General features: G+C 67.1%; 17 protein-coding genes. 5 read left to right on the top strand and 12 right to left on the bottom strand.

What is annotated here, in order from left to right; translation table 11 throughout:
• The first annotated feature begins 17 nt into the window (after window positions 1–17).
• Entirely contained in the window at window positions 18–1,511 is a 1,494-nt protein-coding gene (locus tag WME79_RS04190; protein WP_437532203.1) for a carotenoid oxygenase family protein, read from the top strand.
• Between the two features lie 276 nt (window positions 1,512–1,787).
• On the opposite strand, the gene WME79_RS04185 is transcribed toward WME79_RS04190, so the two are convergent.
• From WME79_RS04185 to WME79_RS04145, 9 genes are all read right to left on the bottom strand, one after another.
• On the bottom strand, window positions 1,788–2,930 hold the full coding sequence (locus WME79_RS04185) for a nuclear transport factor 2 family protein (protein ID WP_437532200.1): 1,143 nt from the start codon (window positions 2,928–2,930) through the stop codon (window positions 1,788–1,790).
• Between the two features lie 153 nt (window positions 2,931–3,083).
• On the bottom strand, window positions 3,084–3,914 hold the full coding sequence (locus WME79_RS04180) for an SDR family NAD(P)-dependent oxidoreductase (protein ID WP_437532197.1): 831 nt from the start codon (window positions 3,912–3,914) through the stop codon (window positions 3,084–3,086).
• Between the two features lie 87 nt (window positions 3,915–4,001).
• Window positions 4,002–4,340 carry a hypothetical protein gene (locus WME79_RS04175; protein ID WP_437532194.1) on the bottom strand — a complete coding sequence of 113 codons (339 nt, stop codon included), beginning with the start codon at window positions 4,338–4,340 and terminating at the stop codon, window positions 4,002–4,004.
• A 488-nt stretch (window positions 4,341–4,828) separates the two neighbouring features.
• On the bottom strand, window positions 4,829–5,608 hold the full coding sequence (locus WME79_RS04170; RefSeq protein ID WP_437532191.1) for a hypothetical protein: 780 nt from the start codon (window positions 5,606–5,608) through the stop codon (window positions 4,829–4,831).
• 146 nt (window positions 5,609–5,754) lie between these two features.
• A complete protein-coding gene (locus WME79_RS04165) occupies window positions 5,755–7,260 on the bottom strand; it encodes a toll/interleukin-1 receptor domain-containing protein (protein WP_437539761.1) in 1,506 nt (501 codons plus the stop codon).
• 829 nt (window positions 7,261–8,089) lie between these two features.
• Window positions 8,090–9,370: a hypothetical protein gene (locus WME79_RS04160; RefSeq protein ID WP_437532188.1), complete on the bottom strand. Its 1,281-nt coding sequence runs from the start codon at window positions 9,368–9,370 to the stop codon at window positions 8,090–8,092.
• 276 nt (window positions 9,371–9,646) lie between these two features.
• A complete protein-coding gene (locus WME79_RS04155; RefSeq protein ID WP_437532185.1) occupies window positions 9,647–10,024 on the bottom strand; it encodes a response regulator in 378 nt (125 codons plus the stop codon).
• Window positions 10,025–10,060: 36 nt separating this feature from the next.
• Window positions 10,061–10,597, bottom strand: coding sequence for a chemotaxis protein CheX (locus WME79_RS04150; RefSeq protein WP_437532182.1), 537 nt, complete (start codon window positions 10,595–10,597; stop codon window positions 10,061–10,063).
• A 48-nt stretch (window positions 10,598–10,645) separates the two neighbouring features.
• On the bottom strand, window positions 10,646–13,432 hold the full coding sequence (locus tag WME79_RS04145) for a nitrate- and nitrite sensing domain-containing protein (protein ID WP_437532179.1): 2,787 nt from the start codon (window positions 13,430–13,432) through the stop codon (window positions 10,646–10,648).
• Between the two features lie 484 nt (window positions 13,433–13,916).
• Here WME79_RS04145 and WME79_RS04140 point away from each other — a divergent pair, with 484 nt between their 5' ends.
• The 3 genes from WME79_RS04140 to WME79_RS04130 are packed head-to-tail and all read left to right on the top strand — an operon-like array spanning window position 13,917 to window position 16,365.
• Window positions 13,917–15,434 (top strand): hypothetical protein, encoded by a 1,518-nt coding sequence (locus WME79_RS04140; RefSeq protein ID WP_437532176.1) that lies wholly within the window; start codon window positions 13,917–13,919, stop codon window positions 15,432–15,434.
• Window positions 15,435–15,451: 17 nt separating this feature from the next.
• Window positions 15,452–15,907 carry a hypothetical protein gene (locus WME79_RS04135; RefSeq protein ID WP_437532173.1) on the top strand — a complete coding sequence of 152 codons (456 nt, stop codon included), beginning with the start codon at window positions 15,452–15,454 and terminating at the stop codon, window positions 15,905–15,907.
• Between the two features lie 23 nt (window positions 15,908–15,930).
• The gene (locus tag WME79_RS04130) at window positions 15,931–16,365 is read left to right on the top strand and encodes a hypothetical protein (protein WP_437532171.1); all 435 of its coding nucleotides are present in this window, start codon (window positions 15,931–15,933) and stop codon (window positions 16,363–16,365) included.
• Window positions 16,366–16,396: 31 nt separating this feature from the next.
• On the opposite strand, the gene WME79_RS04125 is transcribed toward WME79_RS04130, so the two are convergent.
• On the bottom strand, window positions 16,397–16,906 hold the full coding sequence (locus tag WME79_RS04125; RefSeq protein WP_437532169.1) for a chemotaxis protein CheX: 510 nt from the start codon (window positions 16,904–16,906) through the stop codon (window positions 16,397–16,399).
• A gap of 487 nt (window positions 16,907–17,393) precedes the next feature.
• Here WME79_RS04125 and WME79_RS04120 point away from each other — a divergent pair, with 487 nt between their 5' ends.
• On the top strand, window positions 17,394–19,571 hold the full coding sequence (locus WME79_RS04120) for an alkaline phosphatase D family protein (RefSeq protein ID WP_437532166.1): 2,178 nt from the start codon (window positions 17,394–17,396) through the stop codon (window positions 19,569–19,571).
• Window positions 19,572–19,607: 36 nt separating this feature from the next.
• Here WME79_RS04120 and WME79_RS04115 read toward each other — a convergent pair whose 3' ends face one another.
• Both WME79_RS04115 and WME79_RS04110 read right to left on the bottom strand, forming a co-directional pair.
• A complete protein-coding gene (locus WME79_RS04115) occupies window positions 19,608–21,032 on the bottom strand; it encodes a multicopper oxidase family protein (protein ID WP_437532163.1) in 1,425 nt (474 codons plus the stop codon).
• A 158-nt stretch (window positions 21,033–21,190) separates the two neighbouring features.
• Window positions 21,191–22,711 (bottom strand): right-handed parallel beta-helix repeat-containing protein, encoded by a 1,521-nt coding sequence (locus tag WME79_RS04110; protein ID WP_437532160.1) that lies wholly within the window; start codon window positions 22,709–22,711, stop codon window positions 21,191–21,193.
• Between the last annotated feature and the right edge of the window lie 243 nt (window positions 22,712–22,954).

The following is a 22,954-nucleotide window of genomic DNA, read 5'->3' as shown; positions in this document are numbered from 1 at the left end:
GCCCCCCCGGAGGTCCCATGTCCATCGCCCTGTCCGCCCCCGACTTCGACGCCGCCCTCGACGCCGCCTTCGCCGGCGCGGGGGGCGCCTCCACGGACGCCGCTCGCGGAGCGCGCGCCTTCGATCACCCGATCGACCTCGAGGCCGAGTACGGCTTCACGCCGCTCTCGGTCGAGGGGACGCTGCCTGAAGGCCTCGAGGGCACGCTCTTTCGGGTGGGCCCGGCCCGCGCGACCCTCTTCGGCGTCCGCGTGCCGCACTCTTTCGAGGCCGACGGAGGGGTGCTCGCGGTGCGGCTGTCGGGCGGCCGGGCGGAGGGCGCGCACCGCCTCGTGCGCAGCCGCGGCCTTGTGGAGGAGCTCGCGGCCGGGCGGCGCCTCTACGGCTCGACCCTGTCCTGGCCGAAGCGCGTGCTCCACGCGCTGCAGGGCAAGAGCAAGGGCAAGAACGTCGCGAATACGAGCCCCTTCATCGCCGGCGGCCGGCTGTTCGCTCTCGTGGAGTCCGGCAGGCCGACGGAGCTCGATCCCGCGACGCTCGACACGCTCGGCGAGAGCGATCTCGGCGGCGTGCTGGGTCCCACCTTCTCGGCCCACCCGCACCGGGTGACCGCCAGGAAGACGAGCTACAACTTCGGCGTCCGCTACGGGCGCAGGACCCAGCTCGACCTCTACGCAGTCGACGACGACGGGCGCGCGCGCGCGCTCGGCGCGGTGCCGCTCCCGGCGCCGGTGATGCTCCATGACTTCTGCGCCACCCGCCGGCACCTCGTGTTCTTCGTCTCACCCGCGATCATCCGGGTGGGGCGCGCGATGCTCCAGTGGGGAGGCTTCGAGTCCTGGGTGCGCTTCGAGCCCAGCCGGGGCACGGAGGTGATCGTCGTCGACATCGACGACGTCTCCCGCGTGCGCCGCTTCGGCGTCGACGCGTTCTTCCAGTGGCATTTCGCGAACGCCTACGACGACGGCGAGGACCTCGTCGTCGACCTCGTCCGCCACCGCACGCTCGCCACGCTCGGCGCGATCGGCAAGGACCCGGATCGGCCCGAGCTCGCCGCCGTCGAGGGCGGCGTCCTCGTGCGCCACCGCGTGCGCGCGAGCCGCGAGCAGCTCCTCGTGGAGGACCTCGGCGGCGTCGCCGGCGAGTTCCCGCGCGTCGACGCCCGGGTCGAGGGGGAGCGGCACGGCGTCGTCTTCCTCGCCACGAAGGGGCGGGCCGACGACCCGAACGGAAACGCCATCGCCCGCGTCGACGTCGACACGGGCGCGATCACCGTGGCGCCCATCGCACACCACGAGCGCCCCTCGGAGCCGGTCTTCGTGCCGCGCGCGCCCGGCGCTCCCGAGGGCGACGGCCACGTGCTCGCCCTGGTCACCGACGCGAAGGCCGGGAAGAGCGCGATCCACGTCTGGGACGCTGCGCACCTGGACGATGGGCCAGCGGCGCGGGTCCACCTGCTCCACGCGTCGCCCCAGACCTTCCATGGGGCGTTCCTGCCCCGCGCGGACTGAAAGCCGCTGCGTCCGCCCCGGCTGGCGCGTCGCCGTCAGGCCGCGAGAGGAGGCGGGGCCGCGCCGAGCGAGAGGCTCGTCGGGCCTCGAAAGCGCGGTGAGACGTGGAGCTAAAGCGACAAACGGGTTGAAACCACGAGAAAAAAATCGGGAATTTCACAGGGAGGCGGGGAGGCGGGGAGCGAGAGACGGCAAGAGGGAGAGATTCATTTTTTTCTTCCTCCCCGCCTCCCCTCCTCCCTGTGAAAATTCTCCGGGTCTCAACGTGATCGGTGTCTAGAAGATCGGGAGCCCGCTCATGGTCGAGTTGGGCACGGAGCGCCGCGAGTCCCAGTGCTCGACGATGTCGCCGCCCTCGACGCGGAACAGATCGTAGAAGCCATAGGCTGCGTTGTTGCGCTTCCCTTCCGACAGGGTGAAGACGAAGTTCCCGTCGGCGATGACGTGGTGCACCTTGACATAGCTGATGCCCTCGTCCTTCATGTACTCGACGAGCGCGGCGGGGCCGCTCGCGTCGGTGTCGCGGTGCTCGACGTAGCTCGCGCCGAGGAACTCCGACGCTCGCGCGTGCGCCCCTCCGATGAGCACGGCGTCGATGAAGCTCAGCACGTGCGCGCGGTTCTGCCCCGTGAGCGCCTCGTCCTCGACGTCCTTCGGGCCGTCCGTCGCCGAGGCCTGGTTCGAGTCGGAGTCCCAGTGCTCCATGATCCTGTCGTCTTTCACGCGGAACATGTCGAAGATCACGCCGGTCCCCGAATAGCGGCCCTGCACGACCACGAGATCGCACTCGCCGAACGTGCGCAGGCGCTGGTAGCTGAACGACCCCGACGTGACGATTCCCCGCATCAGGTTCTTGAGCGTGGCAACGCCGCTCGTCGCGATCGGGTTGTGCTGGAGGTAGGGATCGGCCCAATAGCGATCGATCGCCGAGACGTCCTTCTGGACGAACAGCGCATCGATGGCCTGCGCGACGAGGGCCTTGTTCGCGCGCGACTCCTCCGGATCGCAGCGGCTCCCGGCGCCTCCAGCGCCGCTGCCTCCAGCGCCGCTGCCTCCAGCGCCGCTGCCTCCAGCGCCGCTGCCTCCGGCGCCGGCGCCGCCCTGCGCGTCGCCGCCCGAGCCCTGCGCGTCGCCGCCCGAGCCCTGCGCGTCGCCGCCCGAGCCCTGCGCGTCGCCGCCCGAGCCCTGCGGCTCCCCGCCGCTCCCCGCGGAAGCGGGAGAACCAGCCGAGGACGTCGAGCCCGAGGACGTCGAGCCCGCGGGCGACGCATCGCCTCCCGCGCCACTGTTGCCCACCGACGCTGCTGTCGTGTTGCTGCCGGTCGTGCTGCCTTGATCGTCAGGCGTGTCGCCCGATTCGTCGGAGCACGCCACGAAGAGACAGACGGCCGCCAGCCCGATCCAAGGAGCGATGTTCACCCACGTCCCCTATCGCGCCGCGTGCCCAGAGGCAATCCGCGGTGCATGGATCGCGGAGCGTTTCAAACATGCTGAAGTTCTGAAGGAGCCTTTCGACCGGCGAGCTCAGCGTCTGCGCCGAAAAGTGAAGCGCCGCTCCCCACGCTCGAACGCTCACCCTCGCGTCGCTCGCTCTTTGGCGATCTCGTCGCGGCCGCCCTTCTCGACGAGCGCCGGGAACATCCTTCCGAGGCGCCAGAGGAAGCGTGCGCGTGAGGGGAGCACGATGACGGGCACGTCGTCGGCTGCGGCATCGAGCGCCTCGCGCGCAAGCGCGTCGGCCGGGTAAGGCGGGCCGGCAAGGGCCTCGAGCAGGCGTCTCGCGTTCGGAACCCACGGGACCGCCGGCAAATCGCGGGGATTCTCGGAGTCCAGGATCGGGGTCTCCACCGCGGCCGGGCAGAGCACGCTGACGTGGACGCCGTATGCCGCCGCTTCGATTCGCAGGCTCGTGCTGAGGCCGACGACGGCGTGCTTGGTCATCGCGTACGGCGTGAAGAGCGGTGCTGGACCCAGGCCGGCGAGCGAGGCCACGTTGAGGATATGGCCGCTCTTCTGACGCACCATGATCGGGTAGCCCACGACGATGCCGTGCAGCACGCCGCGCACGTTGATGTCGAGGACGCGGTCCCAGTGCGGGAGCGGGATCTCGTGCGCCTCGCCGGCGACGCCGATTCCCGCATTGTTGATGAGCAAGTCGAGGCGCCCGCCACGGGCCGCGGTGTCCTCGATGGCCTCGCGCATGCCCGCTTCGTCGCGCACGTCGAGCGCGCGCGACGAAGCACCGTTTCCAGCCTCGGCCGCCACCTTCGCAGCGGCGTCGCCGTTCACGTCCGTCACCGTCACTCGCGCGCCGCGCCGCGCGAGCTCCAGGCTGAGCGCTCGACCGATCCCCGAGCCGCCGCCTGTGATGAAGGTGACTGCATCTTTCCACGCTTTCTTCATGGGCTCTCCGAGCAGGACAGGCCATACGATAAAATCGCTCGTGTCAAGCTCCTGTTCGGCCGTATCACCGTCCGCTGAAACTGCATGCTAGCCGGCGGTTGGCCGCAGCGCTCGATGCCCTGTGGCCGCGAGCGCCGCAGCTGCCGCAAGCTTGTGTTTAGCTTGCCAAGGCAGCCCGATCGATCGACCCATCGCGGACAGAAAAGCGTTTACGTCTTCGCGGCCGAGCACCGTTGCAGCATCGCGAAACACACGCTCGCGGTCATACCAATGCACGGACCAGCCGCGCGCCTCGGCGGCGGTCGCGAGGGCCTCGCGATACATTACGGAGTCGGCGACCGTCTGCGCGCGATCGTCAGCGATCCGCTCCTCGGTCGTAGGCGGAAGCTTGGGGCACGCGCGGATCGCGATGCTCGCAATCGGCACGGGCGCCGCCGCGGCCAGCGCCTCGAGGCTCTCGCGCGGCGCGCGCGTGCGAGCGCCAGGGCGTCAGCGAGCGAAAGCGCTCGCGCTCCCGGGATGTTCAGGTAACGGCCCACCGCCCACGACCCTTCGTGGTGATGTAGGTGCGTCGGCAAACCGCGATCGGTGAGGTCGATGAGCCGACGATCGAGGAGCTCGCCGCCGGGCGTGACAGTGACGAGCACCGCCGAGTTACCGTGCTCGGCGACGCCGACGGTCGCGGCTCGCTGCGTTCGTCCTCTCGCCACATCTTCCTCCTTCGGGGGCGCGCACCTGCGGCTGACGCCGTCGCTCACTCTCGTCCGGATAACGACCAGGCTTATGCCGCGAGCGGGGGCGCTGCGCGCCCCCGCTCGTCGGAACCAAGCCTGAGTTGGGCGGCATGTTGTCCACCGACGAGGGCATGCATCGACACGAGGTCGCGGAGAGCTCATTCACATAGTGCCGAACGATTATCCGCGATCATATCTACCGAGCTGGCGCGCCCACTCAACGAGGTCGGCCATAGCGGCGGTCCCCGCGGCCACGTGCTTGATCAGCTCTTTGCGCTCAGCATCGAGTGCGGGATTGTGGAGGGCCGATGCCTGTGCACAGACAATAAACGCAACTGGCGTGAGGTACCGAACCTCGAGACGGGTCTTGAGGCGAATAGACTTACCGTCCCGAAAAACACGACCATCATCGTGCTCAGCACGAGTTACAACCATACTATCCGAGACGCCATACTCTTCGGAGTAGTAGCCAAATTCGTTCACATAGTTGCGCATCTCGTCCTGGTCTGGCACAGGGTAGAGTCCGATGGGAGGGTCTGCCTCGCACTCGACCAAGACAAAGTTTCTCCAATATGCTTCAGACGTGTAGGCGTGCACGGCGCGAACATTGAACAGCTCAGAGTCGATCCGGACGTGCCCCTTATCCACACGACGAAATTCGTCGATCGGCAATGAGCCGGATACGTTGAGGTACCAGAAAGGAGAAAACGCATCCGTTCCGAGCGGTCTCCTCAGTAGCACCGCAAGCCTGCTAATGCCTTCGTCGGCATTCTTCGCCAGAAACGTGCCCCTGACCCCGGGGAATGCGTCACGGAACCTGTCCAAGAACGCGACCGTGGTGTCTGAAAGACGATGGATCGGACGCAGCGCGGCATCGTCCCAATCATCGTCTTCCTCTGACACGGCGGCAACATCTTCGTCGGGTTCGTTGGTGACCCTCTCGGTAGAAGCGAAGGCCATTGCGGCATTTGAGAAGGTGGTGATCGGTGGTGGCCTGGAAGCACCGGGCGCTGGCTCTGTCGGTACGGCCGTGCCACCGTCCTGAGGGTCAGTCTCCCCTTGACTCATGCAGTCCACCGGAGCGGCGAGAACCTCCGGCGGACGGATCAAGGGGCGGCGAACCGAGCCGCGGCAGCCTCGATCCCGGCCGCCACATTGGTCCACGCCTCGTCACGGTTGGCCCAACTCGTCACGGGTTTGGCGTCCTTAGGCAAGGCCTGCAACTTAGCAAAAGGTGCACGGCTCCAATTGCAGTCGCGTAGGATGATCGGGAGCACAATTGCCTCTCGTGCGTCGTACCGTGCGAGCGCGCGCTTCATCTCGACGTCATAGCAGTAGTCCGACGCGAGAAAATCCGCGCTCACAAGAAGCAGGATTGCATGTGCGGCCTCGAGGTTCTTGTCGATGGCAGCCTTCCACTCTTGGCCCGCCCCAATCCTGCGATCGTGCCAACTGCGAATGACGCCCGTGCGCTCAAGAAGCTTTAGGTGGGTCGCAAGTTGATCGCGAAGTTCTTCGTCCTTATGAGAGTACGAAAAGAAGACATCGATCGCGTTGGGCATGGTGGCTCCGTGTTCCCGAAACTGATTCGTGTTCGCAGAAGACGAAAAGTGGACAGCGGGCGTCGACAAGACCATGCTGCGACCATTCGGTCCGCGCGTGGCCGAAACGAGCGATCGAAACACAGATCCTCCGCGCCCCTTGCCCACCTGAAGCAAGCCCTCTTCGACAAGCTGCTTCTTAATCTCGTCGTAGAACTGCTGTTCCCATCCGAGTTGACTTACCAGGCTCGCATTGGATACAGGGCTGCCATCTCCGGGAACGAGTGCGAGGAGCTCTCCCTGACGTGACTCCATCCCCCCGGAGGCAAGCATAACACTTCCCCCGCGACCTTTCCCTAGCCAGATCAATTCTTTCTGAAGTAAATTGGAACGTACGAGAAAGTACTTATCTTCGTCCCATCCAAGCATGTCGCGGAGGCTGCCATTCCCAAGCGCGGTGCCGTCCTTTGGCAGCAACGAGAGCATTCTCTCTTCGTTAGACCTCAACTGCTGGACATAAACCTCGCCCGGGCTGCATTCAGCGCCACCGAGGCCAATATTCTTAAGTAGCTTGTTGGCCCGATGCGCAGCTAGGCTGTTGCGCACGTCGTGTTCGTTGAGCGCAAAGGCCTCCGCTAGGTCGGCAAAGAGATCGTACTGGCGAATCGTGCCGACGGTCTGATCAGATAGAATCTCGCGAAGGTACCGCTCGCGCTCGTCGCGTTCGACTTTTCCCGGCCACGCAAAGTCGAACGCATTGTGAATTCGCATGCGAGCGGAGGCATGTTCGAGAACGAAGGCGACCATTCCAGCACTGAGGCTCGTCACACGCGCGATCTTGTCATCCAGTCTTTTCGCTTTGGCACCAGCGACGGTCTCGCAAGCGAGTTCGCCCGCGAGGTCTGGCCATTCGTCTACGAACACACTGCGAATCCGTGCATTCCCTCGAGCACCGTCTAGACGTCGGCGGACGGCTTGAGGAGACAATCTCGTCGTTTCGGCGATCTCGACAAGCAGATCCTCGCCGGAGGCTCGCACCTCAGTCACTGTGAGGTCACCGATCACGGGCATGCCCACGGAGACCAGCACACTTCGTCGCACATGTCAACGTCCACGCGGACTTCGCTCGCGAGCGGCCCGTCCAACGAGTGACGCTGTGCTGCGCCGCGCCGTGCCGAGCACAGCGAGACTCGGTGCGACGTCAGCAGCAGCGGCGAGTTGGGCGGCTCGATCATAGCGAGTCCTGGACCAGAATAAGATTGTCAAGCCGCCAGCCTGCTCGCTACCGAACGAATGCCGGAGGACCGGCAACGTCGATAGTCGGGACGTTGATATCGGATCGTGTATAGGTGGGCACCTCGACGCTTACCAGCAGGGCACCACGCAGCACCCCACCGCGCTGACGTTGTTCCACGTATACCCGAGTGACAGGAGCTGCGCGAAGCGTTGGGTGAAGGCGTCTGCCGGAACAAGATCCTCGCGCTCCACGCTCGTTTGGGTGGTGTCCGGAATAGTCGGTCTCCCAGACCGCGTGTCCGGAACCTGAAAATGCAGTGTCCGAAATGCTGATATCTGTTGTGACCTCGTGATCGGCCCGTAGGCTTCCGCCGGGAGTAAGTGACCCCCGCGACGCTTGCCGGCGCCCGGGGATCTTGGCCGAACCCCGCTGCAAACGAGGTCCGACGATGTTGACCCTAGCACCAACGTGAGGCAGCCCTGAGGTCAAGGGCTGCCTCATCGTTGGTGCTAGGTCATCGAGTGGCCTCGCTTACTCGCAGTGGAACCAAGGTTCTTCCGGCCCAACCTACCGGCGTTCAGCTGCGGGCGCTAGAGGGAGCGCGAGGCGCGACCGACAAGCTCGCCAGCTGCAACATCAATTTAGCCAGCATTTTACGCGTTGCTACTGCTGCCGGCGCTTCCCCGGTTCAAGCGTGTACTCTCGATACTCGCTTCGCGCAGGCGTGTAGGCTGCAAACGGCAACGACCACATTGTGTGCACTTGTTTCAGGTCCGGCCGCATGATCACCGGCTTCTCTGTTTGAATGCCGACTTCCACCCACGGCACAGCCTCCTCGTCCGGCGTCAGCGGTGGCTGCCACTTCCAAACTTCAGCTGGCGGCGCACCACAAGACCGTAAGGCGCTCTTGTCAGCAGCGAAGATTTTGTAGTCGTTGACATATAGAGCCACAGACTCAAGTCGCTCGAATAGTGGCGCCGTGACCCAAAGCATCATCGTTCCCTCATCAAAGTCCCTGAGATACTTGAACGGACCCTTGCCGAACATATGACTCGACGACACAAAGTCTCGCTGTCGGGCCTGCATCCCCAAACGCGTATCTTGGACGAACTCATCCGGCGCCTGCGACCAGATCAGCACGTGATCTCCAAATGCCAAAATTGGCCCCTCCGGCCCTTGAACTGTCAGGTAGGCGTCTCGGCCTCCAACATAGAGCGTTGGCGCGGGGTCTTCCGATCCCACCTTTGTCACTATGAACAGAAATCGAAAATGACCTAGATCGCTCGGTGAGTATCCACCATCTAGAGTCACAACGCCAGCGACGTGCCGAACAGGCTTCTCACATTCGTGCAAGAACTCTATGCGCGCAAGTTGTTGATCGACTTGATCAAAGCGACCAGTAAGCAGTTCCTCAATCCGACCACCGAGTTGGGCGAAGAAGGCTGCTTGCTCGGCATCCGACATCGATAGGCGGAGGTACTGATAGCGGTAGGCAAGGCCCTTGGGACTGTCGAGCCCTATGCGGAGCCGCTCGCGATAGAAAATCTCCACAAATTTCAACCTTGCCTTTCTCGCGTACGCCTCGAGGTCTCCGACCTCAGCCGGCGTTAGGTCGATGTTGGTGAAGAACACGAAGCCATAGAGATCGGCGCATTCAGCGAGGGCCTTATCCACGTCGGCGCGGAACTTGTCTCGGACCCAGGTCTTGTCATCGTGAGAGTCAATGGCGTTATTACGAAAACCGACTCCTCCCCAGACCAGGTGAGACCCGTCGAGCACGGCCTCGATGTCGCGTCCCCCATCGGGGCCACCCTTCGGGCGGCGTGGTCGAACGTTCGAGAATCGCTCGTCCAGCGCGAGCAGCCCAAGGCACAGCCGCTCACGTTCTGCTTGCCCCAGCGTCCAGGTTCGGAGACGCTCTTCTGTTTCCTGTGGCGTTGCCATTGTCCCTCAGCGGTTTTCACTCGTCTGGCTAACGACGGGTCGACTGGTCAACCTAAGCAGGTGGCCCAGGTCTGTCTATCGGGCGCCCTTGGTGACCTCCCGCACAGAGGATCACACAGATCCGCGCTGCGCCGCAACCACCGTGCGCTTTCCAGCGCCGCAGGGCAGAGCCGCCCAACACCGGCGGCAGGCGCCGATTTTCCGTAGTACTGGAGTGCGACGCCCCTCGGTCAGGCCGAGGTCACCAGGATGGCCGCGGCTCGCGCGGCCGCAGCTTCAGGGCTCGCCGGCGAGCTTCTTCACCGCGGCGAGCAAGAGATCCGGCTTGAACGGCTTGATGATCCAGCCCTTCGCGCCGGCCTTCCGGGCCTTCTCGATGAGCTCCGGCTGCCCCTCGGTGGTGAGCATCAGGATCGGAACGCCCGACGCGAGCCCCTTGTCCCGCAGGCTCTGGATCATCTCGATGCCGTTCATCACGGGCATGTTCACGTCCGCGATGATCATCGCCAGCTCATCCTTGTGGGTGGCGACCGCGGCGACCGCATCTCGGCCGTTGTCCGCTTCCAGCGTGCCATAGCCGGCCCCCGACAGGAGAATGCCGACCTGCTGGCGGACCGTACTCGAATCCTCGACGAGAAGAATTTTCTTGGCCATGTGACGTGTCTCCTCTTGCGTGTACGGCCATCCGGCTCAGAACAGCAGCACTTCGCCCTCGGGCTGCGGATCGGGCATGTTCACTTCCTCGAGCTCGAGCGCGTTATCGGGCGCCAGCGCGTCGAAGAGCACGACGAGCCGGTCGGGCCCCGCGGCGAACAGGAGCCGCCGGAAACCCTCGCTCTGCTCCTCCCTCGCGCGCAGGTGCTCGCCGATCGCGGCGCTCGGCGTCGAGAGCACGATGACCAGCCCGAGGTGGCGCAGGCGGTTCTTCACCCGGCCGAGGAGCTGGTTGGCGAGCTCGCTCGCCCAGTCGCACACCATGTCTTCGTCGATCTCGCGCTGCTCTCGCAGCGGGTGGCTTCGCATGATGAGCGCCACGGGCGCGACGATGGTCAGGCTCCCGCGCAGGTGGTCGCCCGTGAAGCCGATGAAGGAAACCACCGCGTTGCCCGGCGTCGCCTCCGACGCCGCGTCGTCCAGCCGACGGAGGTCGACGCCGTTGTCGCGAAACAGGTGCACGCACGACGAAGCGAGCTCCTCATGGATGCGGTCCCAGCTCTCCGAGTTCATTCCCCTCTCCTCGATCTCTCGCTCTGCATTGTCGATGTGCTCACCGTGTCACGCGCTCCCCGACGCCATACCCGGGCTCGATCCGCCCCGCGAAGGGGGAGGTACCAGCGAGCCCCGCCCGCTCGGAGGCGGCAGCGAGGCAGGGAGCGACACCCCCGCGGCGTCGCCCTGATCCCGGGGGAACCGGAAGCGGAAGGTCGTCCCCTGCCCACGCTCGGTGTCGAGCTCTATCCGGCCCGCGAGCCGCCGGCACTCGTGGAGCGCGACGCCAAGACCGACGCCGCGGCCGGAGACGTCCGTGACCTGCTCGGCCGTGCTGAAGCCGGGCGCGAACAGCGCGGCCTCGAGATCTCGCCGCGTCGCGCCCGAGAGCCCGACAGCCACGGCCTTCTCGCGCACGCGCTCCCAGTCGATGCCCGCGCCGTCGTCGCCGATCTCGATGACGATCTCGTCCGCCGTGGTCCGCGAGCGGAGCGTGAGCGTGCCGTTCGACGGCTTGCCCGCCGCCTCGCGCGCCTCCGGCCGCTCGATCCCGTGGTCCATCACGTTGCGCACGACGTGGCCCAGCGCCTGCCACATCCCGGCGAACCGCGACGCGGGCAGCCGGACGCCCCCGGCGTCGATGCGCACCTCGGGCTTCGGCTTGCCGAGCTTCCGCGCCAGCGTCTCGGCCTGGTCCTTCATCCGGCTGAACCGCACCTCGGTCCGCTCGTCGCGGAGGGCCGCGACGGCCCGCTCGATCTCGGCGGGGTCGCGGCGCTGGCGCACCATCGCGAGCAAGGCATCGACCTCTTCATGGCCGACGTCGGCGCGCGTGGACTGCGCCGTCGACGCGAGCAGGACGCTCACGCGCCCCACGAACGCGAGCCACACGTCCCTCAGCGCGTCGATCTGCTCGTCGGACGGCAACGCGCGCTCCTCGACGACGAAGCTCTCGATCTCGTGCGCCACCCTCGCCACGCTCGTCACGTCCCAGAGCCCGGCGTTCCCCTTGATCGTGTGCACGAGGCGCATCACCTCGTCCACCTCGCCGCTGGACCGCGCGCTCACCGCGTCGACGAGCTTGGTCGTGTCGTTGACGAAGCCGACGAGGCCGAGCCGATCCTTCACGGCCCGCTCGAACACCTGGATATACTCGTGCTGCTGCTCGGCCTCGCGCACCGAGGCGATCGTGGACGTGACGTCCGTGATCACCATCAGCGCCCCGCTGAACTGGCCCTCTCCCGAGAGGATCGGCTTGAAGCCGAGTGCGAGGTAGCGGCCCTCGCGGTGCAGGGTCTTCGGGAGCTGGTCGAGGACGACCTCGAGCGGGAGGAAGTCGTCGCAGGCGGCCTCCCACCCCATCCTGAGGAACGCGCGGACCCGCGGATCGTGGCCGGCGATGCGATCGGCGAAGTGCTCATCGAGCGCCGGTACGCCGAAGAGGCGCTCGAAGGCGGCGGAGTGCACGGGCTCCATCGTGCCGTCCCGGTGGATGGTCACGAGCGCCTGATCGACGTTGTCGAGGACGAGGCGCATCTCCCGGTTGCGCTTCTCGAGCTCCGAGGTCCGCTCCGCGACCGTGGCCTCGAGGTTCTGCCGGTGGCCCTCGAGGACCTCGTCGCGCGCCTGGATGCCCGCCAGCATCTCGTTGAAGGCGTCCGTGAGCGCCCCGAACTCGTCGTCGGCGGTCTTGCGGGCGCGCGTCGTGTAGTCGCGCGTCCGCCGGACGTGGGCCGCGGCCTCGCCGAGGACCTCGAGCGATCGGGAGATCCCCCGCACGAGGACGAGCGCCAGCGCGACCGACACGAGGAGCACGAACGCAGAGACCGCGACGCCGTCGCGCACCGTCCTCTGCGTGTCCGCGACCCGGGTCGCCGCGGCGCGCCTCATCCCGGAGATCGCCTCCTGCTCGATCGCGGCGAGCCCGTCGACGCGCCCCTGCTGCGCCTCGAACCACGCGTCGTGATCGATCGCCAGCGCCTCGTCCGTCGACGCGATCGCGGCGGCGCGCAGCTCGTCGGCGCGACGCACGCGCGGGTTGGAGCGGGCGGCGTCGTAGAGCGCCCGCGCCGGCTCCGACGCGTTGGCGATGAACTCCTCGTGATAGAGCTGCTCCTCCGTCATCAGCGTCACGAGCGTCTTGAACGCGCCCGGCTCGAACTGCGTGGACGCGAAGGCGTGCGCGAGCAGCGCGTGCTGGCGGCTGGCGCGCTCGGCGAACTCGTGAACAGCGACGATCGACTGGATCCTGCGCAGGAGCTCGCCTTCGTCGCTCAGCTCGGAGAGCCCGGCGTTGGCCCGGATGAGGCTCACGTTGATGCCGCCGAAGACCCTCAGCACGCTGTCGAGCGACACCGTCTTCGCGTCGGCCTGGCTCCGGAACGCGCCGAGCTCGCCGACCTTGGCGCGCGCCTCGGCGAGGTCGCGGGCGAGCCGCGGCGGCAGCCCGGAGAGGTCGCGCGCGGCCAGGAACGCGTCGAGGTGAGCGAGGCTCTCGTCGGTCGCCGCCCGCGCGTCCCGGAGCTGGCCGCCCGCGCGCAGGAGCTCCGCTGCGCGGTTGAGCGGCGGCGTGGCGCGCCGCTCGCCCTCGACGTCGGTCGACTCCGGCGGCCGGGCCTCCAGCCCCTCGACCAGCGCGGTCCACGCCCGCTCCTTCTGCAGGGCGTGCAGCGGCTGCGCCATGATCGAGGAGAGCTGCGCGAGGTCCTCGATCGAGCCTATCCCCGCCGCCCTCGCCGCCTGCTGCCGCGCGTCGCCGACGATCATCGCCGCCAGCAGCAGGGCCCCCGCGACGGGGACGCCGGCGAGCGACCACAGCTTCAGTCGAATCGAAGCGCTACGCACTGTCGGCATGCCCCCGTCCCCCCGGCGTGGCCCGCGCGGCGCGGCGCCCGCGCGCATCTCGTGTGCTTCGTGACGAGGGGTCTCGCGCGAACACCTCTCCCCCCGCGCGGCGCTCTCAGCATGAGCACCTGGCGAGCTGAGCCTTGCGCGCGACGCTGATGATGCAAACGACAATCAACGCGTGCACACGTGGAGTCATCATCGACGTTCGCCCGCACACCATGTGTGCTCTCCTGATTCACATTCTTTCCTGTTGTGATGTCTCACCCAGCTGTGGTGCGAGCGTGACGGAGCGCGTCGAGTTCCCCCCCGCCCTCGTTGCTGTGTATGCTACGCGTGAAGTTCGCGAGTCCGCAAGAGCGCGTGCGACGTCGGCTGGAGCCGCAACGAAGGCTCTGCGAACGGGGAGAAATCAATGATGATGGGTCGGAGTTCACTGCGGCGAGCGCGAGCACGGCGCCTCGCGCGCGCTTCGAGCGCAGCCATCGGAGCGGTGCTCGTCACGGCATCTCTCGCGCATGCGCAGAGCCCTGGCGCCGGCGTCGCCCCGGCGCCCGCCGCGACCGGAGCGCCCGCCGCCGCGCCTGCCACGACCGGAGCGCCCACGGCCGCGCCCGCCACGACCGGGGCGCCCGCCGCCGCGCCCGCCACCGGCGCAGCCGCGGAGACCCCCGCCGCCACCGGAGCGGCCGCCGCCGCGCCTGCCGCCGCCGGAGAAGATGCGATTGCCGCGCGGCTCGCGGCTTCAGAGAAGCGTTCGGCGGAGCTCGAGAAGCGCCTCGAGGCGGTCGAGGAGGCGCAGGCCGCCCCGCCTGAGCAGGACGACAACAAGGATCTCTTCCGGATCTACGGGTTCGTCGACGTCGGCGTCCAGCGCACATGGGTCCCGGAGAACTCGGGCCTCGCGGCCGCCCTCCCGCAGGCGAACGCCACGAACTTCGTCGTGGGGAACTTGAACCTTTACCTCGACGCGCAGCCGACCGATCACTTTCGCTTTCTCGGGGAGCTGCGGTTCACGACCGCTCCCGGCGGCTCCCCGGTCCCGGTGGATGCGGCGATGCTGCCGCCCGGCGTGGTGGCCCGGACGACCACGCAGCCATACGGGACCTTCGACTCGACAGCGATCGCGATGGGCTCGCCGATCACCTATGGGGGGCTCGTGTCGATCGAGCGCGCCCACATCGACTGGACGCGCTTCAACCTCTTCAAGGTGCGTGTCGGGCAGTTCTTTACCCCGATCGGCATCTACAACGTCGACCACGGGAGCCCGGTGCTCATCACCGCCGCCATCCCCTATTTCATCACATCACGCCTGTTTCCCACGCGGCAGACCGGGATCATGATCTACGGCAGCACGTTCGCGGGCCCGTGGGAGCTCGGGTACAACGCGTACGTGAGCAACGGGCGCAACGAGGACGCGCCGTTCGCCTTCGACGACAACCGCGGGTTCGGCGGCCGCCTGCACGCCAGCTATGAGGACCCCGGCAAGATGACGTTGAAGCTCGGGGCGTCGTTCATCGCGAGCAGCTCCCGCGACTGGGTCGCCGATTACAAGATCGGAGATTTCAACCCCGACATCCATGCGACGTGGTCGTTCCAGGAGTACACAGGGGCCGGCGACGTCTCGCTCGACATCGGGACCACCCGCCTGCGCGCGGAGGCCGCGGTCGTCCGCGTGGTCTACGACGAAGGGAAGCGCCAGGGGGGATTCGGGGTCTACGCGCCGGACGCCTGGAAGACCTCCACGTACGCCGTGGCGGCGCACCGGCTCGATTTCCTGAACATGGAGCCGTTCGTCATCGGCGCCGCCCTGCACGCGCCGTTCTACGGGCACGACACCATGTTCCAGCTGGGCGGCGGCTTGAACTTCTACATCACCCCGGACGTCACACTTCGGACCCAGGTGCTGCGCACGACGATGACCGTCCTGCGCGACCAGCCCCCGGGGGTGCCGGAGATCGAGGACTTCAACACCACGAGCGCGCTCGCGCGTCTGATCCTGGCCTTCTGAGAGAGGTTCGACGCAATATGAAGCGTTACTCCCTGCTGCTCCTCCTGGCCCTGCTCGGCATGACCCCATCGGCCTCGTCCTTCGCGGTCGAGGACGAGATCGTCATTGTAGTCAACCAGACCAACCCAGCGCGGGCTGCGAGCCGCGACACACTCCGCCCGATCTTCCAGACGACGCGCACGGAGTGGTCCGGAAGGTCGGTGATGCCGGTGAACCTCCCCGAGGACTCCCCGCTGCGAAAGCGCTTCGACATGGCGGTGCTGGGCCTCGATCCCGACGGCGTCGCCCGCTACTGGATCGACAGGAAGATCCGCGGCGGCGAGCGGCCGCCGCGCAAGGTGGCGAGTCCGAACGCCGTGCTCCGCGCCGTGGGCGAGGAGGCGGGCGGTATCGGGTACATCCTTGCCAGCGACGTGAACCCCACCGTCAAGGTGATCGCGCGCATCCGCGACGGCCAGGTGTTGCCGCCGTGAGTCCGTGGAGAGAGGAACGAACGATGGTCATTCACCCGTCTCGCATCATGCCGCCCGCCCGTCGCGGCGCCCTGGTCGTCGCCCTCGGCGCGATCTCCGCGGCGATGCTCGTGGGATGCTGGGATTCCGACCCCTGCGACCCGGGCCAGCAGGTCATCGGAAACGCGTGCTTCGCACCGTTCCCGCCGCCCGGCGCCACGAGCAGCGGCAGCGCCGTCGGCAGCGGTGGCAGCGACGCCACAAGCAGCGGCGCCACGGGCAGCGGCGGTAGCGACGCCACCGGCAGCGGCGGCAGCGGCGCTGCCGGCAGCGGCGGCGCCAACGGCAGCGGCGGTAGCGACGCCACCGGCAGCGGCGGCAGCGGCGCTGCCGGCAGCGGCGGCGCCAACGGCAGCGGCGGCAGCGGCGGCGCCACGGGCAGCGGCGGAGCCGGCGGTACCGGCGGCGGTAGCCCCTAGACTGCGCGGCGCGGGTGCCGCGCAAGGGTGCTCAGAACAGGATCACCTTTCCATCGAGCGGAAGCGGCGACGAGTTCGAGAACACCAGCGAGCTCTCGTCGAAGTCGCCGCCCAGCGTGACGACCACCTCGCCCTTCAACGTCCGGAAAGCATAGCAGAACTGCTGTTTGCTGCCCCGGTACCGGCGCGCCACGTCGCTCGCGCGGCGCAGCTGCGGCAGCTCGGCGTGAAGCGCTATCTGGAACCGCGCGAGGCGGCTCTTCACCTTGCCCATGAGCTGATTGACGACCTCGCGCATCCAGTCGTCGACGCTATCGAGCGTGGGCGGCAGCCCCGTCATCGCGCGAAACACGCCAGGGTGCGCTGACAAGGCGAGCACGCCGGAGAAGCCGGGCGCCGAGAACTCGACCGTGCTCGCAGGATCGCTGTGAACGAGCGCCTCGTCGCGGCTCTCCCCGCTGTCCGCAGGCGCTATGGCGACGCCGTAAAAGTGGAAGAGCTCCACGGTCGCGCCCTGAACGAGGACGTCGATGGTCCGCACTTTGCGCGAGGAAGCAGACCTTGGAGCAGGCGACCGCTCGCTGGACGGGCCGGAACGCCCGGGCCCGGACGGCTGCCCGGATCGAGGCGGGGGGATCGAATCGCGACGCTCCGCGCCAGGGCGGTCAGGGATGCTGTGCCCCGACCTCATGTCGGACTCACCCTCCCGTGTCGTGCCCCGCCGCCGCATGACAAACGCTCAACTTAGCTCATCTATCCCTTGAGGACCAATGCGGTCCTCGGACAGGACTCACGAGCACGCGACAGCTTATCTACCATGCTTGGTCACGTTTGACCACGTCCGTCAACGCTCGGCCACGCTTGACCACGTCCGTCAACGCTCGGTCATACTCGACCACGCGTGAGCACACCCACTTACCCGACTTACCGGACGCCGCGCTTTGCAGGGATGGCCGGCAGCGCGCGAAGCGGCGGGGTCCACGAGGAGATTGACACCGGCGAAAGTTCCAGGATTCCCTGATCGCCCGATGCTGAAGCGCAGAGATTTCCTTCGAGCCACGCTCGTCACCGCCGGCGCGCTGGTCATTCCGGCCTGCGGCGACAACCCCGAGACCATCAACCCGCTCGATCTCGATAACGAGCGCGAGCTCGCAGACGGCTCCGAGTACTTCCCCCAGTCGGTCGCCTCCGGCGATCCGCGCCCCGGCAGCGTCGTCCTCTGGACCCGCGTGCAGGACGGCGCGGATGATCTCGATCTCGAGGTCGAGGTCGCGACCGACGCCGGGTTCGCGCAGCGGGTGGCGCTCGACGCCGGACAGGCGAACGTGAAGGCGCTCGCGAGGCACGATCACTGCGTGAAGGTGAAGGTCCGCGGCCTCGCGGCGGGTACCGTCTACTACTACCGCTTCATCTACGTGAAGGGCGGCACGAGCTACGCATCTCGCGTGGGGCGCACCAAGACCGCCCCGGCCAACGACGCCGACGTCAAGGTCCGCTTCGCCTACGTGTCGTGCCAGGATTACGTGGGGCGGTACTACAACACCCACCTGGCGCTCGCCCAGGAGGAGCTCGATTTCTTCGTCCACCTCGGCGATTACATCTACGAGACGGACGGCGATCCCAGCTTCCAGAGCACGACCGGGCGCCGCGTCGTCTTCACCGACGTGGCCGGCAGCATCTCCCTCGGTGAGGGCGACGGCGCCTACCACGCGGCGAAATCGCTCGATAATTACCGGGAGCTCTACAGGACATACCGCTCCGACGCGAACCTCCAGAAGGTCCACGAGAGCTTCCCGATGATCGCCACGTGGGACGACCACGAGTTCTCGAACGACTGCTTCGGCGCCACGGCCACCTATTTCGACGGCCGGCAGGACGAGACCGACGCGGACCGGCGCAAGGCCGCGAACCAGGCCTGGTTCGAGTACCAGCCCGTCGATTACGGCGACGACGTCGAGCTCGACCCGGAAGCCTCGCTCCCGGACGAATTCCACATCTACCGCGACTTCGTGTTCGGCCAGCACGTCCACCTGGTGATGACCGATCTGCGCAGCTACCGGCCGGATCACCTCATCCCCGAGGACGCTTTCCCCGGCAGGGTCGCGCTCGATCAGCCGACGCTCGTGGCCGAGCTCGGGGAGGTCCCCGCGGCCGCCCTGCCCTACGTGGACGTGGAGACTTACGGCGACGGCATCTATGCGCCGGTCCTCACCGGGGCCGCGGAGACCGTGGGTTACGACCCCGCCGAGGTGACGGGGAACATCAGCGTCGCCTTCATCAACGAGATCGTCACCGCCGCGAACAAGGACCTGCCGGCGGACATGCAGATCCCGCTCATCGACGCCGCCGAAGCGGGCCTGGAGCGGGGCATCGCCTACGTGGATTTCGGCAAGATCAACGCGTACGGCATCATCGGCTCCCGCTACTTCACGGCCAAGGACACCTTCGATATCTACGCTGCCATCCGCTACAAGGAGACGCAGGGCGCGAGCGAGGACATGATGGGCGCCGAGCAGGAGGCCTGGTTCCTCGACACCATGGCAGGGTCGAAGGCGACCTGGAAGGTCTGGGGCAACGAGTTCTGCCTCGTCCAGCTCGCCGTCGATCTCAGCCCCTATTCCCTCCCCGCCCAGTTCAAGCGCAGCTTCTACACGACCACCGACGCCTGGGACGGCTTCCACAACAAGCGGGATGAGCTGCTCGAGAAGCTCGTCGAGCTGGGGGGCGTCGTGGCGATCACCGGCGACGTCCACGCCTTTTACGCTGGTACGCCCGGACTGAGAGGCGATCCCACGAAGAAGATCGTCGAGCTCGTGGGCGGCGCCGTCTCCTCGGCGTCCTTCCGCGAGATCCTGACGAGCCAGGTCTCGGGCGATCCAACGCTGCGCGGGCTCCCGGGCGCCGCGGCGCTCGCCCTCAGCATCGACACGCTGCTCACGTCGCCTGAGACGAAGATCAACCCGCACCTCGCCCACGCCAACAGCAACGCCCACGGCTATGTGGTGGTCGAGGCGAGCGGGCAAGAGCTCGTCGCCGACATGCGGAGCATCAAGGCCGCCGAAGCGCAGACCGACTACTCGGGAAGGATCGGTGATCTGAAGATCAGCAGCAAGCGCTTCCGCACCCTCCCCGGGAAGAGCGAGCTCTACACGGACGACGACGGCGCCTGGAAGCGCTGGGATCCCACGACGCAGGCGTGGGTCTGACGCCCGGCAGCCCTCGTACCTGATCGAAGGGACCGTTCACGGCATCAGGTGGAGCATCGCCATCATCCCCAGATCCGCGTGGTCGAGGATGTGACAGTGGAACATCCACATGCCAGCGCGGTCGTCGAACGGGATGGCGATCCGCACGGTCTCTCCAGGCACGAGGTTGACGGTATCGCGCCATGCGCGCACGGGCGGCTCGGCGCCGTCGATGTCGAGCACCTGAAAGAAGAACCCGTGCAGGTGGAACGGGTGATCGTAGTTGGTGGTGTTCGTCAGCGTCCAGATCTCGACCGTGTTCGTCTTGGCAGACAACATGAGAGAGCCGTCCGTCTGGCCGTTGATGCCGAGCACCGCTCCGTCGGCATCGCCCTGCTCCATGAACTCCACCGCCTGTCGTTGCGCGCCCGCGGTGTCGATCGAGGCGATCTCGGCCAGACGCTCGGGAAGCGGCCGTGCGCCGCGCCCCGGAGGCTCGTCGACCAGATCGAGACGCATGAGGTCCTTGGGCTTCTCTTCGCTCGGCAGGTGGAATCGATTCGCGTCGAGGAGCGGGATCACCACCGGCTCGCCCTCGACGGGCAGCATGGTGAGCTCGGCGCGCTCCCCCGGGGCGAGCGTCACCTCGTCCACTTGTAGCGGGCTCTCCGAGAGGCCCCCGTCTCCACCGATGAGCACGAGCGGCTGGCCCGGCACGGCGAAGCGGAAGTAGCGGCTGCGCGCGGCGTTGACCACCCGCCAGCGCTGCGGAACCCCCTCCCGCGCCTCGACCGTCGGCAGGATCTTCCCGTTGACCAGGACCGTCGCGCCCTCGCGCCCGAAGTAATCGCCGAACCATCCGCTCTCGTCGGCGGCGGCGAGCGAGCCGTCCTCCTCGATGGTGATGTCGCTCATCACGAGCAGCAGCTCATCGCCGAGCGGCGCCTCCTCTGCGGCATCCTCGACAACGAACGCGCCGTAGAGGCCCGCGCCGACCTGGGCGCTCGAGCGAAGGTGCGGGTGGTACCAGAACGTGCCGGCGTCCGGCACGGTAAAGGAGTACTCGAAGCCCTCGCCCGGCTCGATGGGCTTCTGCACGTGCTGCGTCCCATCCATGGCCGCCGGCACGCGCAGGCCATGCCAGTGGACCGTCGTCGCCTCGGGAAGGTGGTTCTCGAACTTCACCACCACGCGGTCGCCCTTCTTCGCGCGGATCGTCGGACCGGGGAGCATCCCGTTGTAGGTCCAGACCTCGGTCGTGAGCCCTGGGACCACCTCGATCTCAGCCACCTTGGCCTCGAGGTGCACCTCGACCACATCGGGCGCGGGGTCGTGATCCTCGGCATCCGGCAGCCGCAGCGCGTCGTCCCAGCCCGCCGGCTGCCGGAGGTCCGGCGGCGGCTCTTCCGCGCCGCACCCCACGAGCAAGCTCACGAGCGACAGGATCACCGCAATCTCTCCGGCAAAGAGTGCCGAGGACACGCATCCTTTGCGCCTTGCACGGGGCAAGGCGCATCCGATCGAGCGCATGCGCCGCCCTCTGCAAGGCGCGATCCCTCACGGGCGAGCCGACCTGGGTTGTGTGAGGTGACCCGCGGGCTGTGGAGTGAGCCTCGCCGCGCGGGGCTGTACGGCGCGGGCTACCGCCCGAACGCGCCGATCGTGAGGCTCGCGCCGTCGTTGCGCGCCCTGGCCTGCTGGTGCGGCGTGTACTGATGCTCGACCGGCGGGAGGCCGTCGAGCGAGGCGCCAGCGCCGATGAGCGGCGCGCTCGCGGCCGGCATGAAATCGTGGTCTGCCGCCGACGCGAACGCCGGATCGACGCCGAAGATCGAGTCGTCCAGGCCGTCCACCTGCCCGACCACCTTCACCACCTCCCGGATAGGATCGAACGGCAGCCACCCGTTCGTCACCCAGTTCCCGGACAGGGTGAGGGCCCCGGCGGCCACGCCGTCGCGATCCCCTAGGAAGGTGACCGCGCGGAGCTCGGTCGGCTCGAGGCTGCTGGCGAACACGTTGTTGCGGGCGTCGATCTGCTCGTCGTTGGTCGAGGCCTCGAACATCGCCGAGCGATTGTAGTCCTCGTAGTTGTCGTTCTTGACGAAGACGGTGTTGGCGAAGAAGTGGAGCGTGCCCTTCCTGTAGTACTCGGTCTGCCCGCTGTCCCCGCCATAGTGGATCATCGACGGGCCGTAGCCGTTGCGCAGGAGCACGTTGCCGTAAATGAACGTCTCGTGGAACGACGGCGATGCGACCGAGTCGGTCGCCTCCTGCGCGTCGACGAGGTCGATCAGGTGGGCGCCGTCCTCGATCCAGTTGTACCGGATGACGACGCCGGCCGAGCGCTCCTTGATGTTGTTGCCGTGGCCGCCGCGCGTGGGGCCGAAGCGGTTGAACTGGTAGATGACGTTCGAGGCCTCGTTGTAGACGTTGTGCTCGTTGTAATCATCCATGCCGTTGTCGTGGATGTAGTTGGATTCGATGAGCACGTTCGTGGTCAGGATATCCCCGCCGGCCGTGCCGATGAAGAGGCCATTGGCGTTCTCGTGCACCTCGCAGGCGCGGATGGTCACGTGATCGCCGCGCTCCACGAAGACGCCGGCCGCGTTGCCCGCGTAGTCCGCCCCTGACCCCGCCTTGTCGGTGAAGCGGTGGGGAGGCGCTGCGTTCTTGATCTCGAGCCCCTCGATCGTGATGTGGGTGGGCTCGAGCTCGTAGTCGTCGTCGTGCTTGTGCCCGACGATGATGAGCCCCCGCACCTGGTGGCCGTCGAAGGGGAAATCGAGCTCGGGCCGGGTGGTCGCGTCCTGACCGTCGATCACCGGCAGCTCGCCGTTCGGCCCCGGGACGCCACAGAGCCGGATCGGCTGCTCGGCCGTCCCCTGGCCCCCGAGCATGATCTTCTCGTGGTACCCCTCGGCACGCCAGAAGACGCGCACCGTGTCGCCGGCGACGAGCGATTCAAGCGGGACGTCGCCGATCGCCTCGAATTCCTTGCCAGGGCCGACCTGGTAATCCTTGCCGCTTCCGACGTGGCTGCAATCGATGTGAATCGGCGGAATGTTCACGACGGGCGGAGGGAGCGGCGCCGGACCGCCGCCACCATACGTCGTCCCGCCAAGCTCGCCGGTGCAACCGGCGGCGAGGAGCAATCCGGTCACGCAAGCTCGAACCCTCACAGAATTCTCCACGATATGGGCCATAAAAGCTCCACTGTAATTTTACAGATTGCGAGGCCTTCTCGCCTCGGTGAGGCAAGATGACACGCCGATCCACTTTGTCATGCGCCCAGACATTGCTGTGGTCGCATCTTCCGCCCCCCAGGTAGCAGGATGTAACCCAGACGCGCGCCAGATGTCGCTTTCGCAAAAGGCTTGCTGATGGCGCGTTCCTTACATCGACAC

Source organism: Sorangium sp. So ce726 (assembly GCF_051521405.1).
Taxonomy (GTDB): domain Bacteria; phylum Myxococcota_A; class Polyangia; order Polyangiales; family Polyangiaceae; genus Sorangium.
The sequence above is the reverse complement of the archived record's forward strand: the minus strand, read 5'-3'. Positions and strand labels throughout refer to the sequence as shown.

Excerpts from the sequence above, each read along its gene's own strand:
- WME79_RS04190 (WP_437532203.1), top strand. The coding sequence starts at position 18 with ATGTCCATCGCCCTGTCCGCCCCCGACTTCGACGCCGCCCTCGACGCC.
- WME79_RS04180 (WP_437532197.1), bottom strand. The coding sequence starts at position 3,914 with ATGAAGAAAGCGTGGAAAGATGCAGTCACCTTCATCACAGGCGGCGGC.
- WME79_RS04170 (WP_437532191.1), bottom strand. The coding sequence starts at position 5,608 with ATGGCCTTCGCTTCTACCGAGAGGGTCACCAACGAACCCGACGAAGAT.
- WME79_RS04165 (WP_437539761.1), bottom strand. The coding sequence starts at position 7,260 with ATGCCCGTGATCGGTGACCTCACAGTGACTGAGGTGCGAGCCTCCGGC.
- WME79_RS04160 (WP_437532188.1), bottom strand. The coding sequence starts at position 9,370 with ATGGCAACGCCACAGGAAACAGAAGAGCGTCTCCGAACCTGGACGCTG.
- WME79_RS04155 (WP_437532185.1), bottom strand. The coding sequence starts at position 10,024 with ATGGCCAAGAAAATTCTTCTCGTCGAGGATTCGAGTACGGTCCGCCAG.
- WME79_RS04150 (WP_437532182.1), bottom strand. The coding sequence starts at position 10,597 with ATGAACTCGGAGAGCTGGGACCGCATCCATGAGGAGCTCGCTTCGTCG.
- WME79_RS04145 (WP_437532179.1), bottom strand. The coding sequence starts at position 13,432 with ATGCCGACAGTGCGTAGCGCTTCGATTCGACTGAAGCTGTGGTCGCTC.
- WME79_RS04135 (WP_437532173.1), top strand. The coding sequence starts at position 15,452 with ATGAAGCGTTACTCCCTGCTGCTCCTCCTGGCCCTGCTCGGCATGACC.
- WME79_RS04130 (WP_437532171.1), top strand. The coding sequence starts at position 15,931 with ATGGTCATTCACCCGTCTCGCATCATGCCGCCCGCCCGTCGCGGCGCC.
- WME79_RS04120 (WP_437532166.1), top strand. The coding sequence starts at position 17,394 with ATGCTGAAGCGCAGAGATTTCCTTCGAGCCACGCTCGTCACCGCCGGC.